Annotated in this window: 12 protein-coding genes; 8 read left to right on the forward strand and 4 right to left on the reverse strand. The window is 35.2% G+C overall.

The genetic code is table 11. The annotated features are described in order from the left end of the window. Positions 1–2: 2 nt before the first annotated feature. Entirely contained in the window at positions 3–779 is a 777-nt protein-coding gene (locus tag ACZZ9T_RS09930) for a zinc ribbon domain-containing protein (RefSeq protein WP_463431735.1), read from the forward strand. A 240-nt stretch (positions 780–1,019) separates the two neighbouring features. Here ACZZ9T_RS09930 and ACZZ9T_RS09935 read toward each other — a convergent pair whose 3' ends face one another. After that, a complete protein-coding gene (locus ACZZ9T_RS09935; protein ID WP_463441957.1) occupies positions 1,020–2,798 on the reverse strand; it encodes an AMP-dependent synthetase/ligase in 1,779 nt (592 codons plus the stop codon). A gap of 144 nt (positions 2,799–2,942) precedes the next feature. On the opposite strand from ACZZ9T_RS09935, the gene ACZZ9T_RS09940 reads away from it, so the two are divergent. Beyond that, positions 2,943–4,082, forward strand: coding sequence for an acyl-CoA dehydrogenase (locus ACZZ9T_RS09940; protein WP_463431739.1), 1,140 nt, complete (start codon positions 2,943–2,945; stop codon positions 4,080–4,082). Between the two features lie 27 nt (positions 4,083–4,109). Further along, complete coding sequence (locus ACZZ9T_RS09945) at positions 4,110–4,475, forward strand: hypothetical protein (RefSeq protein ID WP_463441958.1); 366 nt, start codon at positions 4,110–4,112, stop codon at positions 4,473–4,475. Positions 4,476–4,638: 163 nt separating this feature from the next. On the opposite strand, the gene ACZZ9T_RS09950 is transcribed toward ACZZ9T_RS09945, so the two are convergent. Continuing rightward, a complete protein-coding gene (locus tag ACZZ9T_RS09950; protein WP_463441959.1) occupies positions 4,639–5,565 on the reverse strand; it encodes a DUF4349 domain-containing protein in 927 nt (308 codons plus the stop codon). 220 nt (positions 5,566–5,785) lie between these two features. Here ACZZ9T_RS09950 and ACZZ9T_RS09955 point away from each other — a divergent pair, with 220 nt between their 5' ends. Next, positions 5,786–6,280 (forward strand): hypothetical protein, encoded by a 495-nt coding sequence (locus ACZZ9T_RS09955; RefSeq protein WP_463441960.1) that lies wholly within the window; start codon positions 5,786–5,788, stop codon positions 6,278–6,280. A gap of 20 nt (positions 6,281–6,300) precedes the next feature. Then, positions 6,301–8,697, forward strand: a complete 2,397-nt coding sequence (locus ACZZ9T_RS09960; protein ID WP_463441961.1) for a reprolysin-like metallopeptidase — start codon at positions 6,301–6,303, stop codon at positions 8,695–8,697. 62 nt (positions 8,698–8,759) lie between these two features. On the opposite strand, the gene ACZZ9T_RS09965 is transcribed toward ACZZ9T_RS09960, so the two are convergent. Together ACZZ9T_RS09965 and ACZZ9T_RS09970 are read right to left on the reverse strand one after the other, a co-directional pair. Continuing rightward, the gene (locus tag ACZZ9T_RS09965) at positions 8,760–10,367 is read right to left on the reverse strand and encodes a peptide chain release factor 3 (protein WP_463441962.1); all 1,608 of its coding nucleotides are present in this window, start codon (positions 10,365–10,367) and stop codon (positions 8,760–8,762) included. Positions 10,368–10,422: 55 nt separating this feature from the next. Continuing rightward, on the reverse strand, positions 10,423–11,613 hold the full coding sequence (locus ACZZ9T_RS09970; protein WP_463441963.1) for an MFS transporter: 1,191 nt from the start codon (positions 11,611–11,613) through the stop codon (positions 10,423–10,425). Between the two features lie 159 nt (positions 11,614–11,772). On the opposite strand from ACZZ9T_RS09970, the gene ACZZ9T_RS09975 reads away from it, so the two are divergent. The 3 genes from ACZZ9T_RS09975 (at position 11,773) to ACZZ9T_RS09985 (ending at position 14,245) form a co-directional block, all read left to right on the forward strand. Next, a complete protein-coding gene (locus ACZZ9T_RS09975) occupies positions 11,773–12,603 on the forward strand; it encodes a lysostaphin resistance A-like protein (RefSeq protein WP_463441964.1) in 831 nt (276 codons plus the stop codon). A 17-nt stretch (positions 12,604–12,620) separates the two neighbouring features. Then, a complete protein-coding gene (gene rdgB / locus ACZZ9T_RS09980) occupies positions 12,621–13,196 on the forward strand; it encodes an RdgB/HAM1 family non-canonical purine NTP pyrophosphatase (protein ID WP_463441965.1) in 576 nt (191 codons plus the stop codon). 134 nt (positions 13,197–13,330) lie between these two features. Next, a complete protein-coding gene (locus tag ACZZ9T_RS09985; RefSeq protein ID WP_463441966.1) occupies positions 13,331–14,245 on the forward strand; it encodes a ribonuclease Z in 915 nt (304 codons plus the stop codon). Positions 14,246–14,248 lie beyond the last annotated feature (3 nt).

Here is a 14,248-nt window from a genome sequence, read left to right on the forward strand (position 1 = left end):
ATATGGCAAAAATCACCGAAATTTCAGTCGAAGAAAAATTAAGAGCTTTATACGATTTGCAAATCATCGATTCAAGATTGGACGAGATCCGAAATACAAGAGGAGAATTGCCAATCGAGGTTGAAGATCTTGAAATCGAGATTGAAGGCCTAGAAAAAAGAGCGGAAAAATTTCATGCAGAGATTAAAGAGCAGAATGATCAGATCAATAATAAAAATGAAGTGATCAATCATGCAAAAACTTTAATCGATAAATACAAATCTCAACAGGATAACGTAAGAAATAATAAAGAATTTGAAGCTTTAGGAAAAGAAATCGAATATCAGGAACTTGAAATTCAGCTTTCTGACAAGAGAATCAAAGAATTCGGAGCTAAAATCGGTCACAAGGAAGAAACTCTTAACGAGTTGAATACTAAAATCGAAAATCTTAAAAATCACCTGAAATTCAAAAAAGAAGAATTGGAAGGGTTGATTTCTGAGACTCAGAAAGAAGAAGATTATCTGATCAAAAAATCTGAAGAATTTGCTTCTAAAATTGACGAAAGATTACTAGCTTCTTACCACAGAATCCGAACAAACTCTTCTACAGGTCTTGCAGTTGTAGGTCTTGAAAGAGGAGCTCCCAAAGGATCTTTCTTCACAATTCCACCACAAAAACAGATGGAAATTGCTCAGAGAAAGAAAATCATCATTGACGAACATTCAGGAAAAATTCTTGTTGACGACGAATTGGTGAACGAAGAAAATGAAAAAATGAATTCTATTATTAAATTTTAATACAGAATTTATATAAAAATACAAACGGCTTCAAATTTGAAGCCGTTTTTTTGTTCTGAACTTTTCGATGACAAAATTATAATTTCTCTTCTTTGGAGGGGTGGCGGAAATTTAGAATAAATTTTGACGGGTGGTTTTATTTTACCTGTTGAAAGTCTTTATGCTTTTTAAGTTTTCATAAATTTAATTTCGGATGAAAACCAAAAAAAACCGCTTCAAAACTGAAACGGTTCGTTTATTTTAATCATGATGATCATACATCTTGTCGTAAAGGTTTTTAAACTTCTCTTTTACCGCCTTTCTTTTCAGTTTGAGGGTAGGAGTCAGAAGTCCTGCTTCGATGCTCCACACTTCGGGTGTAAGCTCTATTTTCTTGATCTGTTCCCAATTTCCGAGATGCTCATTAATGTCATCTATCTCTTTTTCTATTCTGGATTTCAGTTCCGGACTTTTTGCAATTTCCTGCGGCGTAGAACCAAGCGTAAGGTTATTTCTCATCGCCCAGTTTTTGGCAAATTCAAAATCTGGCTGTACAAATGCGCAAGGCATTTTTTCGCCATCACCAACCACCATTATTTGCTCAATAAATTTGGAAGCTTTGGCTAAATTTTCAATCATTTGCGGTGCAATGTATTTTCCGCCTGAAGTTTTAAACATTTCCTTTTTGCGGTCGGTAATCTGCAGATATCCTTCACTGTCGATGTGCCCGATGTCTCCGGTTTTAAAAAATCCGTCTTCTGTAAAGGTTTCTTTAGTTTGTTCCTCATTTTTAAAATAGCTTTTAAATACAGAAGGTCCTTTCACAGTTATTTCTCCATCCTCCTGAATTTTTACAGTTACATTATCCAAAGGATGTCCTACGGTTCCTACTTTCACTTTCCCGAAAGAGTTTACCGAGATTACCGGTGAAGTTTCGGTTAATCCATAACCTTCCAAAATTGGTATTCCTGCATTTTGGAACATTAAATTTAATCTTGTGGACAAAGCTGCCGAACCGGAAACTAAAGTGATGATTTCTCCTCCCAAGCCCTCTCTCCATTTTTTGAAGACCAATTTGTCTGCTATAATTTCAGATAATCCTGAAGGTTTTGTAATTTCTTTTTTCTTTTGAATTAAATGTAACGCCCAGAAGAATATTTTTTGTTTAAATCCACCAGCTGAAGAACCTGTATTATAAATTTTATCGTACACTTTTTCTACCAAACGGGGAACCACGCTCATGTAGTGAGGTTTCACTTCTTTCACGTTTTCACCCATTTTTTCAATACTTTCAGCAAAATATATTGAAAAACCATTGTATTGGAAAAGATAAAACAGCATTCTTTCAAAAATATGGCAGATCGGTAAAAAGCTTAACACTCGGGTATCTTTATAATCTAAACTCTTTTTTCTCGGAATTCTCGGAAGGGAGCCCAATACATTAGAAACGATATTTTCATGCGTAAGCATTACCCCTTTTGGTTTGCCAGTAGTTCCGGAAGTATAGATTAAAGTTGCTAAATCCTGCGGATTAATTGCCTTTGAAAGATCTTCAACCTCAATCTGAGTAGAATCATCTTCTCCCAAATCTAAAATTTCTTTCCAGTTGGCTGCTCCGGTAATATGATCAAACGTAAAAACACCTTGCAGAGAAGCAACGTTGTGTTTAATTTTCATCACTTTTGCCAGCAATTCCTTATCAGAAACGAAGCAGTATTTTATTTCGGCATTGTTGAAGATAAATTCATAATCTTCCGGTGAAATACTTGGATAGACAGGTACAGAAACCACTCCGATCTGTGAAAGTCCGAGATCCATTATTGCCCACTCTGTGCGAGAGTTGGTAGTGATGAGTGCAATTTTGTCTCCGGGTTTTATTCCTAATTTCAAAAGTCCTCTCGAAATTTTGTTTCCTTGGTTTACAAACTCTTGTGTGGACGTCTTTTTCCACTCTCCCTGATGTTTTGTTGCAAACATTACATCATTAGGAAGTTTTTCTAAAGCGTGGTGAGGAATATCGAATAATCTTTTGATTGTCATAATTTGTTAAATATTTAATAAAGAATTTTAAATATAAGCATTTTTGTAAAAATAGCATAATTCTGTTTACAATTTTCAAATGTCAAATATTTTTTCAGATTCGACTAAAAAGTGTTAATTTACGGCCATCTAATTATTATTTTTATGGACTTTAATTTATCCGAAGAACAGCTGATGATTCAGCAGGCAGCAAGAGATTTTGCACAAAACGAACTATTACCCGGAGTAATCGAAAGAGACCGCGATCAGAAATTTCCTACCGAGCAAGTAAAGAAAATGGGAGAAATGGGACTTCTGGGAATGATGGTTGATCCTCAATACGGCGGTGCCGGTATGGATAGTATTTCTTATGTTTTGGCAATGGAAGAAATTGCAAAAATTGATGCTTCTGCAGCGGTTGTAATGTCTGTAAACAATTCATTAGTTTGTGCAGGATTAGAAAAATATGCTTCGGAAGAGCAAAAAGTAAAATATCTTACTCCATTGGCAAGCGGACAGGTAATCGGTGCATTTGCTTTATCTGAGCCGGAAGCTGGTTCTGATGCAACTTCTCAAAAAACTACAGCAGAAGATAAAGGAGATTATTATCTTCTGAATGGTGTAAAAAACTGGATCACCAATGGTGGAACAGCTTCTTATTATATTGTAATCGCTCAGACTGATCCTGAAAAAAAGCATAAAGGGATCAATGCTTTCATCGTAGAAAGAGGTTGGGAAGGTTTCGAAATAGGACCTAAAGAAGACAAACTGGGGATCAGAGGAAGTGATACGCATTCTTTACTTTTCAACAATGTAAAAGTTCCTAAAGAAAACAGAATCGGTGAAGACGGTTTCGGGTTCAATTTTGCAATGGCAGTATTGAATGGCGGTAGAATCGGTATCGCATCTCAGGCTTTAGGTATTGCTTCAGGAGCTTACGAAATGGCTTTGAAATATGCTAAAACAAGAAAAGCTTTTAAAACTGAAATTATCAATCATCAGGCAATTGCTTTCAAATTGGCAGATATGGCAACTCAGATTATGGCTGCAAGAATGCTTTGCTTTAAAGCTGCTGTTGAAAAAGATGCCGGAAAAGATATTTCTGAGATCGGAGCTATGGCAAAATTGTATTCTTCTCAGGTTGCGATGGATACTACGATTGAAGCAGTACAAATTCACGGTGGATACGGATATGTGAAGGAATATCATGTAGAAAGATTGATGAGAGATGCCAAAATTACTCAGATCTATGAAGGAACTTCTGAAATCCAGAGAATTGTGATCTCGAGAAGTATTGCAAAATAATCGATTTAAAATCACTAAATATCTGTCATGAAAAAATCTTGGTTAATCACTTTGGGAATCATTTTACTGCTTTTAGGAGTTTTTATCTGGTACAAATTTTTCTTCGTTTTCGGAGAAGGAGTGAAATCGGGTAATTTAAATTATGCCATCAAAAAAGGCTATGTTTTTAAAACCTACGAAGGTAAACTGATACAGGAAGGATTTGGAAAAGGTACTGGTGGAACCATTACCAGCTACGAGTTTGAATTTTCTGTAGATAATCCGGAAGTTTTCAAGCAATTGGAACTCAACAGTGGCAAAAACTTTGATCTTCATTATAAAGAATACAAAGGGACTTTACCCTGGAGAGGAAATACAAGATATATTGTAGATAAAATAGTGAACATGAAATAATCATAAAAGGCTCTCGCATTGAGAGCCTTTTACTTTACACCAAATCACAAATATAATATATGAAAATTCTTATTCGTTTATGGTTTGATGATGTTTTTCGAAAGAGGTTAAATCATGAAGAAAAGTTTTTTTAAAGCAGCTTTATTCTTAACATTCAGTCAATCTAATTTCCCGGCAGATTTTTATTTTTCTTCTTATAAAAGTAATATCCGATTCCTGTAATCAAAAACAGAGGCCAAAGCGGAAGTATAAAAAGGAAAATCGAAGTGATGACATTCCAGCCGGAAGAAACCGCTGCTAAAGATTGTGCTCCGAAACCTTCAGGTTTTTTTTCATTCGCAAGAAGGTTATCGTTTCCGTACAAAGTAATTTCGATATCGCAAAAAGTATTGTTGACAAAATCCTGACCCGAAACGTCAATTCCTTTATTTTCAACTTCTCCAATATTGTAGCTTAAATCATCCATCAGATAATCAAACTTCTGAATAGGAACTTTTACTTTCAGATAAGCGATTTTTCTGTCATTGTTGTTTAAAGAAATGTTTTCGCTTTTTATAATCCCATCGTATTTTTTAACTTGTTCTTTTACGATTTCTTTTGCCGTATCCGCATCTTTTACATTGATCTCCAGTACTCCGGTTTTGGTCATTTTGTTTTTTGAAACAATATGCTCATAATGGTCATTTTTTGGTTTCTCTTTGTAGATGACTTTGGTTTCTTTAATGATTTTCGGTGCCGGAACATTCACGACTATCTTTTCAGAATGTCTGTTTGACGAATCTTTTTTCTCAATTTTAGATTCCAGTTTCATATTGGTGATTTTGTCGGAAAGAGAATCAATGCTTTTAGAAGTAGATTCTATTTTTTCCGTGACGTCACTTTTCGTTTTTTCAAAATCTTTAATTTTGATACTTGCAGAATCGAAAACAGCTTCTGCTTCATTACTCACATTTTTTGCTTTGTTGCTCATATCTGTTGCCAGGCTGTCTACAGAATTGACTGAGTTTTCTAATTGAGATGTTGCAGATTCTCCTTTTTTACACATAATGAAAGTGCTTAATGTCGCAACTAGTAAGATGTACTTTTTCATAAGATTATTTTTTTGTTGAAGTAAAATTATGCGGTTATAATCATCATGATTTGTAAAAGGAAAGTATTAATTTGGTAAAATTTTATCTAATTGATAATCAGTGTTTTGTAAATTATTTATAATTATTTTACAAAAAAAAATGTTAAATGTTAAAAATGTTAAATAAAAATTTTCTTTGGAGATATAATAATATTTACCTTTGCTTTTTGAGACTTTAATAATGAAACATACTTTCTTGTTTGTATTGTCATTTTTAGCATTAGCTACAGAATTCAGTTGTAGAAGTATTTCTGTTCAGAAAAATGAATTTAAAAATGAAACTGTCGTGAATGTACCACAAGATAATGTTGAATTTTCAGAAGTTCGGAGATTAAATAGTGACGTTCAATTGAACGAATATATGATTTTGAAAAACTTTGATGAGACTCTGAAATTGTATGCTCAATTAGAAGATAAAAGATTTTCCCGATCAGAACCAATACCTGCACTTGAGGAAAATGAGTTTTTTCTGATGATGAAACCAAAAATGAAAAAAGAGCCTTTTGGAGATATTGAAGTGACGAAAATTGAGATGAAAAATTCTGTTTTGAATGTCTATTTTAAAGAAATAAGTAACCAGGAATATTTATCAAACAAACAAAAGAACCCAATTTTGATCCTGAGAATTAAAGGTAAAGCACCATCCGGCATCAAAATGATAACTGTAAACAAATAATAATTAAAATTATTTAAAATATGAAGAAAAAAATACTCATTCTGGGCAGCTTGCTGGTTTTTTCTGCAGCGAGCTTTGCACAGCAAAATAATTGGAAAAAAGTTACTTCGAAGGTCGATAGTGAAGTTCGTGAGAATAATAATGTCAGAATTTCTGATTACACGCTTTTCACATTAAATGTTTCTGATATCCAGAATCAGCTGAAAAATGCACCTGACACAAATACATATCCTTCAAAACAAGGTGTTCTTCTTAGTTTCCCAAATATTCAGGGAGGTTTTGATACATATGAAGTGTATGAATCATCAACAATGCATCCGGATCTGCAGAATAGATATTCTGAAATTAAATCTTATTCAGGGTTCAAAAAAGGAGATCAGTCTGCAAGTTTGAGATTCACCATTGATCCTTATTTCGGTTTTAACGGAATGATGAGAAATGAAAGTGGAATTTATTATATCGATTCTCATACGAAAGACAACAATGTCTATAAAATGTATGACAGAAAAAAAGCGTCATCTTCAAATCAATTTGAATGTCTTTTCAACGGAGAATCTCAGTTGAGTAATGCTGTTGCGCAAAAGACAGTTATAGACGGTTTAAAAAGAACGTACAGACTTGCAATTACGACCACTACAGAATATACAGCTTACATTGCCGGTCAGGCGGGTGTAGGCGCTGGAACAGATGCCCAGAAAAAAGCAGCAGTTCTTGCAGCTGTAAATTTAGCGGTTACTCGTCTTAATGAAGTTTTTGAAAAAGATGTTTCCGTAAGATTGCAGTTGATTGCCAATACAGATGCGTTATTTTTCATAAGCACAGATACTTTCAATACACTGAATGCAAGTCAGATGCTTTCAGAAAATATTACAGTTACCAACAATATTATAGGAGTTGCCAATTATGATTTAGGACATTTGTTTTTCCAGGCTAATGCAGGGAATGATAATGGTCTTGCGCAGACACCTTCTGTATGTAGTAACAATAAAGCCGGCGGTGTTACCGGTTCTGCAGTTCCGGTAGGAGATCCTTTTGTGATTGATTATGTTGCTCATGAGATGGGACATCAGTTTGGGGCAATGCATACACAAAACAATAACTGTAACAGAAATACACCAACTTCTGTAGAACCGGGAAGTGCAAGTACTATTATGGGTTATGCAGGTATTTGTCCTCCAAACGTGCAGAATAATAGTGATGCGTATTTCCATGCAGTAAGTGTTGCTGAAATGTATTTAAGATTAACAACAGGTGCAACATCCGTCTGCGGTACTAAAACTAATATCGCAAACGCAGAGCCTATTGCAAATGCCGGTTTAGATAAAAGTATTCCTTACAGTACCCCATTTTTGTTAACTGCTACAGCAACTGATGCTAATAATGATGCATTAACTTACACTTGGGAGCAGTTAGACTTTGGTGCGGCTACAATGCCTCCTGTATCAACCAATGCAGTGGGTCCTCTTTTTAGGTCTATAATGCCTACAGCATCGCCTTCAAGATATTTTCCAAAATTGGCAAACATTGTTAATCCTGCTCTAGCAAGCACATGGGAGGTGCTTCCTTCTATTGCTAGAACCTTAAATTTCTCAGTTCTTGTTAGGGATAATAATCCTTTAGGCGGACAGACAGGAAGAGATGATGTAAAACTTACAGTAGTAAGTACTGCAGGACCTTTTACAGTAACTTCACAAAATACAGCGGGAATTGTTTGGACAGAAGGACAGACACAAGTAATAACTTGGAATGTCGCCAATACAACAGCTGCACCAGTAAGCACCCCTAATGTAACAATCTTATTGTCGAAAGATGGTGGTCTTACTTTCCCAACTGTTATCGTAGCAAGTACACCAAATAATGGTACTTACACTTATACGGTACCAGGAGGATTAGGAAATGTGAGTAACGCAAGAATTATGGTTAAGGCTATAGATAATGTATTTTTAAATGTAAATTCACAAGGAATACAAATAGTTTCTTCAGGTGTCATTGTTCCTCCGGGTACTCCTGGAACACCGGGCACTCCTGGGACACCAGGAACACCGGGTACTCCTGGAACACCGGGCGCTCCTGGAACACCTGGAGCTCCAGCTTCACCAATTTTCCAGGGAATGATGATTTATCCGGTTCCTTCGTATGATGGTTACGTTTATATAAAAACTGATTTCCCTCCGAAATTTGATGAAGGCAGAAAACCTGCTCCATATAAAGTTACCTATGAGATCTATGCAATGGATGGAAAATTGGTAATTCCGAAAAAGACAAGATATATTTTCTCCAGAACTGTTGATAACAGAGCAGATGAGAAAATCGATTTGACGGATCTTCCTACTGAAACGTACATGATTCATGTTACCGTTGATGACGAGAAAATTGTTAAGAAATTATTGATGTTTACGAAAGCTAAAAAGAAATAAATATCAATTAAACTTCATAAAAAAAAACCGTTCTTATGAACGGTTTTTTTATGTTTAAAAAATCAATTTAAAGTTTCATTCTGTTTAAATTCACTGATAAAATGCAGTTTCACATTAGGGAATTTCTCTTGTGTCATATGAATTGTAAATGATGAATCAGCTAAAAACACCAATTGATTGTACTTATCTCTGGCCAAAAATCGTTGTTTAAGTCTTGCAAATTCTTTATACTCTTCAGACTTCTCATCAGCTTCTACCCAACACGCTTTATGCATAGAAAGAGGTTCATAAGTACATTTTGCTCCATACTCATGCTCCAGACGGTACTGTATAACTTCATATTGAAGAGCACCTACTGTTCCGATAATTTTTCTGTTGTTCATTTCAAGAGTAAACAACTGTGCTACACCTTCATCCATCAATTGATCGATACCTTTAGCTAATTGTTTAGCTTTAAGAGGATCATTATTATTAATATATCTGAAATGCTCCGGAGAGAAACTCGGAATTCCTTTGAAACTGATTTTTTCACCCCCCGTCAAAGTATCACCTATTCTGAAACTTCCTGTATCATGAAGTCCGACAATGTCTCCCGGGAAACTTTCGTCTACCACTTCTTTTTTATCGGCAAAAAAGGCATTTGGAGATGAAAACTTCATCTTTTTACCCTCTCTTACCAACAGATAATTTTCATTTCTTTTAAATGTTCCTGAAACAATTTTCACAAAAGCCAAGCGGTCTCTGTGTTTAGGATCCATATTTGCGTGAATTTTGAAAACAAACCCAGTGAATGCAGATTCTTCAGGTTTTACTATTCGGGTTTCACTTTCTTTTGGCTGTGGCATAGGAGCAATTTCTATAAATGCATCCAGTAACTCACGTACACCAAAATTATTTAACGCTGAACCGAAAAATACAGGTTGCAGATCGCCATTCATGTATTCTTCACGGCTGAACTCAGGATAAACAGATTGAATTAACTCTAATTCTTCTCTTAAGTTCTGAGCTGCTTTTGTCCCGATAATTTCATCGATTGTAGGATCGTTAATGTCGTCAAATTTGATAGCTTCACCTACCTTCTGTTTCGTTTCTTCTAAAAATAGCTGAATATTGTTTTCCCAGATATTATAAATTCCCTGAAAATCAGCACCCATTCCGATGGGAAGAGAAAGTGGAACAACGCGTAAGCCTAATTTCTGCTCAACTTCATCCAACAAATCAAAAGCATCTTTACCTTCACGATCCAGTTTATTAATGAAAACCAGCATCGGAATATTCCTCATTCTGCAAACTTTCACCAGCTTTTCTGTCTGTTCCTCAACACCTTTTGCTACGTCGATGACAACGATTACAGAGTCTACGGCAGTCAAAGTTCTGTACGTATCTTCAGCAAAATCTTTGTGACCGGGTGTATCTAAAATATTGATTTTATAGCCTTTATATTCAAATGCTAATACAGAAGTCGCTACCGAGATTCCTCTCTGTCTTTCGATTTCCATAAAGTCGGAGGTTGCTCCTTTTTTAATTTTGTTCGATTTTACAGCCCCTGCTTCCTGAATGGCACCTCCAAAGAGCAGTAATTTTTCTGTAAGTGTGGTTTTTCCGGCATCGGGGTGAGAAATAATTCCGAATGTTTTTCTTTTCTCTATTTCTTTGATTAAGTCTGACATAGTGTATTTTGAATTTGCAAAAATCGTGATTTTTATCGGATTCTGAAAATCGTATTTAAGACTTGTTGAAACTTGATTTTCTTTTAAGCAAATAAGCAACTCCAAAACCTATTAAAACCATCCCTGCGCTGAAAGGGAAAATATATTTCATTCCGAAAATATCTGCAACGCCTCCAATTAACGGACCAGCAATACCCAAAGAAAGATCGATGAAAAGTCCGTACCCTGCCAAAGCAGAACCCTGACTTGATGGTGAAACACTTTTGATAGCAACCACTCCGAGTGCAGGAAAAATTAATGAAAATCCTAAACCTGTAACTCCGGCTCCTAAAAGTGCCATTTCTGAATTGTTTGCAAGAGAAATAATAGTTAACCCGATTGTTTCTACAAAAAGGCAGGCAATTGCGACTTTAATTCCGCCATACTTATTGATAACATTGCTGAAAATCAATCTTCCTGTAACAAACAATCCACCAAAAATACTCAGACACAAAGCTCCATTATTCCAGTGAAAATAATTGTAATACAGGGTAATAAACGTGGAAATACTTGCAAAACCAATTCCTCCCAATGCAAGACAAATTCCGAAAGGGGAAACTTTTCCTAAAACCTTCCAGAAAGATTGAGACTCTTGGGTGTTGGTATTGGTGTAATTCATCTTAGTTTTAGCAAAAATAAAACCGGCAATTCCTACCAAAATAGAAAGAATCCCAATCCCGTTAAGACCAAATTTATGCTCGATAACTATTCCCAGAGAGGCTCCGATTGCCAAAGCTCCATAACAGGCAATGCCGTTGTAAGAAATAATTTTCGCAGTATGCTTTTCACCGACTGCCATGATTGCCCAATTGATCGGGCTTGCTCCAATCATTCCTTCCCCGCAGCCTGTAAGAAGACGTGTAATTATTAAAAACCCGAGACTAACGAAAGGTGATAATTTAAAATAATAAGCCACAATAAGAAAGACTCCGGTTAAGGAAAAACTCAGCATACTGAATAAAACTGCAGGTTTTGGCCCGCTTCCATCAATAATTTTTCCGGAATAAGCTCTTAGAAAAAATGTTGCCACATACTGCAAACTAATCACAACTCCTGCAATTACCAAACTAAAGCCTAAGCTTTTACTGATGAAAATCGGAAGCACTGAAAGTGATAAACCGATAATGAAATATCCTAAAAAAGTGAAACCAACATACGTTAGCAATGATAAATTAACGTTTTCGGGACGTTTGACTACATGATCCATGTTCATAAAAAATTAAGTTGCAAAGATACTTCATAGAAACCGTTTAAGCTGAATGTTTCTAAATGAATGATTGGAAAAGTTGTCCGGATAATATAAAATGTCGGTTTCTTTTATTCTCGTAAAATCGATTATCTTTGTTTTCGGAAATTTTAAAATAGTATGGAAAAAAGCAGATACCCGAAATTTATTTTTAACTGGATTGGCGGTTTGGTGCTTTTTTCGGGATATATAGCCGGAAGTATTATTGTTGCGCTGTTAAGTGCTCTTTACACCATTGTTTTCCGTGTTGATATTATGCAGAAGCCATGGTTTTTGATGCTTGCCAACACGTTGGTTTTTGTTTTGGTAATTGCTTTTTTTGATTTTTTTGTGGTAAGGCCTGCAACTAAAATGAAACTCAATTTCAATTTTTCTCCCACTAATTTTTACACGTATCTCCTTATTTTTCCAATGATGCTTGGGATGATGTTTGTAGGAGAATTTTTCACTTCCCAGATTCCTGTTTCTGGGCCGTTTTTCGGAAAATATTACGAATTTTTTACAGATTTAATGAGTCAGCTTACAGATGATCCTGTGGTAATGGTAATCACTGCGGTAATGATGGCACCGATTTTTGAAGAAATTATTTTCAGAGGGATTATTCAGAAAGGATTGATTAATAATGGAATGCAACCTTGGAAAGCCATTTTATTCGCATCTGTTGTTTTCGGACTGGTGCATGCAAATCCGTGGCAGTTCGTTGGTGCGGTTTTGTTGGGCTGTGTTTTGGGACTTGTTTACTACAAAACAAAATCATTATTGTTGCCCATGTTGTTACACGGTTTTAATAATTTGTGTTCGTCAATATTGATTTTTTACACCAAAAACGAAAGTTTTTCTGAAGCATTTAAAGTTTCGGAATGGATGATATTAGGAATAGGAATGGTGCTTTTTTCTCTGTTTTATTATTTGTTTATGAAAAAATATAAAGTACATTACTCTGAGATTTAATTTAAATGAAATTGGATATGGAATTATTAGTTGCGACACACAACATACATAAAAAAGAAGAAATTCAGCAGATTTTAGGCGATCAGTTTGTCGTTAAAAGCTTAACTGATTATGATATTCACGAAGAAATCGTAGAAGATGGAGATTCATTCAACGCTAATGCTCTGATTAAGGCTAAATATTGTTTCGAAAAAACAGGAATCCCAAGTTTGGGAGACGACAGCGGTTTGGTTGTAGAATCTCTTGATGGCAGACCCGGAATTTTCTCGGCACGGTATGCGGGTGATCACGATTTTGCTAAAAATATTGCTAAAGTTTTAAGTGAAATGGAATCTCTTGAAAATAGAAAAGCCTACTTCATTACCGTTTTATGTTATTATGATGAAAATGGCGCTCAATATTTTGATGGCAGAGTTCATGGAAATTTACTGACTGAAAACAAAGGATATAAAGGTTTCGGTTACGACCCGATTTTTGTTCCTCAAGGTTATGAAAAAACTTTTGCAGAAATGGATCCTGAATATAAAAACCAGATCAGCCACAGAAAGCAGGCATTAGATTTATTCTTGGATTTTTTAAAAGTGAAGAAATAATTCAGGTAATATAAAAGCGGAAGAAAAAAGATGAAATTTTAAATTATAATGCCGGATGGTAAAAATTAAATCAATCTCAACCTCAACCTTACCGTCAAACTTTTATCGTACATTTACCCCAATAAACTATTGATTTGAGTACTTATTTAACTATTTTAGGATTTAATTCAGCAATTCCTACTGTCAATACGTCTCCTACATCTCAACTTCTTGAGATGGAAGAACGATGTTTTTTGATTGATTGTGGTGAAGGAACACAGGTACAGCTGAGAAAAGCAAAAGCAAGATTTTCAAAGATCAATCATATATTTATTTCGCATCTTCATGGTGATCATTGTTTTGGATTGCCGGGTCTTATTGCGTCATTCCGTTTACTGGGAAGGGATGTTCCGTTGCATGTTTACGGTCCGAAAGGAATAAAAAAGATGCTGGAAACCATTTTTACCATTACAGAAACACATCGCGGTTTTGAGATTGTTTATCATGAGCTTGATGCAAACGAGTCAGAAAAAATCTATGAAGACAATAGGGTAGAAGTCTATACAATTCCATTAGATCACAGAATTTATTGTAACGGCTATCTTTTTAAAGAAAAAAAGAAAGACAGGCATCTTAACATGCAGGAAATTTCAAAATACAAAGAAATTGAAACCTGTGATTATCACCATTTAAAGGCAGGAAAAGATTTTGAATTAAGCGACGGATATGTTCTTAAAAATGAAATTCTCACCACAGATCCTGCACTTCCGGTATCTTATGCTTTTTGCAGTGATACAAGATATTTAGAATCTGTAATTCCTATAATAAAGAACGTGACGGTCTTGTATCACGAGTCTACTTTCTTACACGATCTGAAAGAAATGGCAGATTACACCGGTCACACCACAGCTCTGGAAGCGGCAAGAATTGCAAGACAAGCCGAAGTAGGAAAATTAATTTTAGGTCATTTCTCAAACAGATACGGTGATCTTACTGTTTTTACAGATGAAGCACGAACGGTTTTCCCAAACACATTTTTACCTAAAGCATTAGAAGTTGTAAAAATTTAAATG

This window comes from Chryseobacterium sp. AC417 (assembly GCF_979258215.1).

Excerpts from the sequence above, each read along its gene's own strand:
- ACZZ9T_RS09930 (WP_463431735.1), top strand. The coding sequence starts at position 3 with ATGGCAAAAATCACCGAAATTTCAGTCGAAGAAAAATTAAGAGCTTTA.
- ACZZ9T_RS09935 (WP_463441957.1), bottom strand. The coding sequence starts at position 2,798 with ATGACAATCAAAAGATTATTCGATATTCCTCACCACGCTTTAGAAAAA.
- ACZZ9T_RS09940 (WP_463431739.1), top strand. The coding sequence starts at position 2,943 with ATGGACTTTAATTTATCCGAAGAACAGCTGATGATTCAGCAGGCAGCA.
- ACZZ9T_RS09945 (WP_463441958.1), top strand. The coding sequence starts at position 4,110 with ATGAAAAAATCTTGGTTAATCACTTTGGGAATCATTTTACTGCTTTTA.
- ACZZ9T_RS09950 (WP_463441959.1), bottom strand. The coding sequence starts at position 5,565 with ATGAAAAAGTACATCTTACTAGTTGCGACATTAAGCACTTTCATTATG.
- ACZZ9T_RS09955 (WP_463441960.1), top strand. The coding sequence starts at position 5,786 with ATGAAACATACTTTCTTGTTTGTATTGTCATTTTTAGCATTAGCTACA.
- ACZZ9T_RS09960 (WP_463441961.1), top strand. The coding sequence starts at position 6,301 with ATGAAGAAAAAAATACTCATTCTGGGCAGCTTGCTGGTTTTTTCTGCA.
- ACZZ9T_RS09965 (WP_463441962.1), bottom strand. The coding sequence starts at position 10,367 with ATGTCAGACTTAATCAAAGAAATAGAGAAAAGAAAAACATTCGGAATT.
- ACZZ9T_RS09970 (WP_463441963.1), bottom strand. The coding sequence starts at position 11,613 with ATGGATCATGTAGTCAAACGTCCCGAAAACGTTAATTTATCATTGCTA.
- ACZZ9T_RS09975 (WP_463441964.1), top strand. The coding sequence starts at position 11,773 with ATGGAAAAAAGCAGATACCCGAAATTTATTTTTAACTGGATTGGCGGT.
- rdgB (WP_463441965.1), top strand. The coding sequence starts at position 12,621 with ATGGAATTATTAGTTGCGACACACAACATACATAAAAAAGAAGAAATT.